The 2,850-nt window shown below is 58.9% G+C and carries 4 protein-coding genes and 1 pseudogene; 3 read left to right on the top strand and 2 right to left on the bottom strand.

Annotated features, from left to right (window positions below; all coding sequences use genetic code 11):
• Together P0D80_RS49220 and P0D80_RS49225 are read right to left on the bottom strand one after the other, a co-directional pair.
• Positions 1 to 846, bottom strand: an 846-nt coding sequence (locus P0D80_RS49220) for an HAD-IC family P-type ATPase (RefSeq protein WP_408295767.1), incomplete at its 3' end; no start/stop codon positions are given.
• 125 nt (positions 847 to 971) lie between these two features.
• Positions 972 to 1,445, bottom strand: coding sequence for a peptidase associated/transthyretin-like domain-containing protein (locus P0D80_RS49225; protein WP_408295761.1), 474 nt, complete (start codon positions 1,443 to 1,445; stop codon positions 972 to 974).
• A 265-nt stretch (positions 1,446 to 1,710) separates the two neighbouring features.
• Between P0D80_RS49225 and P0D80_RS49230 the strand changes: the two genes are divergently transcribed.
• The 3 genes and pseudogenes from P0D80_RS49230 to P0D80_RS49240 form a co-directional block, all read left to right on the top strand.
• Positions 1,711 to 2,190 (top strand): CreA family protein, encoded by a 480-nt coding sequence (locus P0D80_RS49230; RefSeq protein ID WP_408295770.1) that lies wholly within the window; start codon positions 1,711 to 1,713, stop codon positions 2,188 to 2,190.
• Positions 2,191 to 2,195: 5 nt separating this feature from the next.
• Positions 2,196 to 2,621, top strand: a complete 426-nt coding sequence (locus P0D80_RS49235; protein WP_408295764.1) for a hypothetical protein — start codon at positions 2,196 to 2,198, stop codon at positions 2,619 to 2,621.
• Positions 2,622 to 2,639: 18 nt separating this feature from the next.
• Positions 2,640 to 2,850 (top strand): annotated as a pseudogene (locus tag P0D80_RS49240) (polyphosphate kinase 2 family protein); the annotation flags it as partial.

Raw genomic sequence — 2,850 nt, forward strand, 5'->3', positions numbered from 1 at the left:
GGCGATGCGGCGAGCCCCTAGCGCCATGAATACGGTCAATATCACCGGAATCTCTTCGGGAAGAATCCCCATGGCCAGCGTGATCCCGGCGAGCACGCCCGGAAGCCATTCCCCGGAGCGCCAACGATAGGCCAGGACCAGCAGCACACACAGTGCGATTGCAGCCAGCGCAAAGCGATTGACGAATGTTCTCGTCTCCATTTGCAATGGCGAGCGGGCTTCCGTGATGGCGGTCAACGACTTTCCAATGCGACCGAGCGTCGTATTCGCCCCCGTCGCCGTCACGACCATCTGCCCCTGGCCCTGCACCACCATTGATCCGAAGAAAAGCTGCCCGCCGGACTCTTCCTCCTGATTTGCATTGGGTCGCGCCACGGACTTGCTTACCGAAATGGACTCGCCTGTCAGTAGCGACTCGTCTACGCTCAGTTCGTGAGCTTCCGTCACGGAGCCGTCAGCGGGCACGCGTGCGCCTTCGTCGACGAAAACCACGTCACCGGGCACCAGTTCGGCAGCGGAAACGAGTTGCCGTTGCCCGTCCCGGACGACCTGCGCGCGGGGCGCGGACAGCTCGCGAAGAGAGTCGAGAACCCGCGCGGTGCGGTGACTCTGAAACACCGTGAGAAAGACGATCCCCATCACGAACGCGAGGAGCGTCAGCGCCTCCGAAACGTCCCCGAGGACGAAGTAAATACCACTCGCAGCGAGCAACAGAAGGAACATGGGCTCACGGAGTACCTCCCCGAGCGTTTGCCACCAGGTGCGCCGTGCCGTTGAGTCCACAACGTTGCGACCGAATCGGACACGCTGCTCCTCCACCTGCGCGCTCGACAACCCGCGCTTCATGCCGGCATGCCCGGCCGGCGGCGCCAATTCGACGTGGCCAGAGACTACGTCCGGTCCGGGCTCAACGGGATTTGTCTGCATTCTGGTGCCCATTAGGACGCGGATTGAGTAACGAAACAGGCCGCTCAAGGACGAGCCGCATCCGGACAGCTTTTACAGACGCGCATGACTCCGTGACGATCCGGATCTCCCCAGTAGAAACGCAAATCAGCGCCGCCATGTGCGGGCACCTGGATCTTTCTGGTTTCCGTGATGTGACGCGTTTGTGCCCTGATCTGATAGCGCCCTGCCGGCAGCCGGACAAAGAGGAACGGCCCTTCTGTGCGAACGGTCAGGACGGATCGTCCGGCTCCCGACGTTATCGTCACATCGATGTCAGACAGATAACTCCCTGTCTTCGACGCAAACGTCATGCGAAGGTTGTAGCCTGGAGCTGCGGCGCGAAATGCCTGAACTTCGTCTTCGCCCACACCGCCGGTTATGTAGGAGATGCCGTTTTGCGAAGCAGGTTGCGGTAACGATTGCGCGAGCGCAGCACCGTTCGCACAGACGCAGACAAGGAAAGGTAGAAACAACGAAAGACGGGCGTTCCTGAACATGGCAATCCTCGATATGCGAACTTTCTGGCGACGCAGGCGACCGAAGTCGTCATTTGTTCTCGCCTGGACAAGGAATGGTCAATCCGCTGCCGGCAGGTGCCCTGCGCGGACAACGTATCCATTTTCAGGATGATGCCGGGCGACCACGCAGGTGTTGACCTGCGTCAACTAGCTGACTTCCGGGTGAAATAGGCTGAAGTCAGCTATCCGTCGCTGCGGCGTGGCGCGACCGACGATCTGACTATCGAATTGCCGGAGGTGGATGATGATCAAGCTGGTTCCAGGGCGGGCGAACATCCTGGGCGCACTGCTGATACTTTTGTCTTCCGCTGTAGTAGCCAAAGAGCTGGCGACGATCGAAACGCATACCCAGCGATATGGTTCTCACATCGCCATTTCGGCTTACGACGATCCCCTCGTGAAAGGCGTGACCTGCTATGTCTCAGAGTCGCATTCCGAGGGCGCACTGGGAAGTGGACGAATCTCCCGCGGGACGGATCTGACGGCATCCTGCCATCAGACAGGCGACATCCGGGTTGCCGAAAGTGTGCCCAGACAAGCACAAGTATTCACAGCTGAGTCAGATCCAACTTTCGACTCGCTCCATATAATCCGGGTGCTGGACACCGAACGTCACTCGCTCGTCTACTTCACGTACAACGAAGACGAGGTTGCAGGAGATTTGCCGGGCCGCATCTATGTGATTCGGTTGCCAGCAGGTCCGAGGATGCCCACCGGACGGTAACTGCCATGAACTCCACTTCGTTCTGCGTGCGCAGACGTGCTCCATGGGTGAAAGCGGGGACCACCTATGCCCTCCTTGTCTTCGCGATAGGATTCGCTCTCGGTGCAATACGCGTCCTGGTGCTGGTACCACATCTCGGAGCAACTGCCTCCGTGGTACTGGAAACGCCGATCATGCTTGCGGCCAGCTGGAAGGTTGCGCAATGGAGTGTGCAGTGGTTCAATCTGCAACCCGATTGGCGTAGTCGTCTCCTTATGGGGATCGTGGCCTTCATCGTTCTCGTGGTCGCAGAACTTGGTGTCGCTGTGTTCGCGTTTGGTGAGTCTCCGGCACAGTATGTTTCGGGTATCGGGTCGATCGCTGGAGGGATCGGCTTTGCGGCACAGATCTGCTTCGCCGGATTCCCCTGGCTACAAGCCTACCAACATTGAGCGGCTACGAGGATCAGCATGGAAATCAATTCGCGAGATTTTCGGGTCCCGGAAGGCGGACGGGTCAAGCTCGACAAATGGTCGACTAAGGTGGAGCCCGCGTACAGTTCACGGGAACACTACCAACAATTGCTGGGTGAACATGTCGCGCGCCTGAGTTCTCTGCAGCAGTTGCTCTATGCCTTCAACCGATATGCCGTTTTGCTTATTTTCCAGGCAATGGACGCGT

The organism is Paraburkholderia sp. RL17-373-BIF-A, from assembly GCF_046030175.1.
GTDB lineage: Bacteria > Pseudomonadota > Gammaproteobacteria > Burkholderiales > Burkholderiaceae > Paraburkholderia.

Bases quoted from the DNA above. Each gene is read 5' to 3' on its own strand.
- P0D80_RS49225 (WP_408295761.1), bottom strand. From the start codon at position 1,445: ATGTTCAGGAACGCCCGTCTTTCGTTGTTTCTACCTTTCCTTGTCTGC.
- P0D80_RS49230 (WP_408295770.1), top strand. From the start codon at position 1,711: ATGATCAAGCTGGTTCCAGGGCGGGCGAACATCCTGGGCGCACTGCTG.
- P0D80_RS49235 (WP_408295764.1), top strand. From the start codon at position 2,196: ATGAACTCCACTTCGTTCTGCGTGCGCAGACGTGCTCCATGGGTGAAA.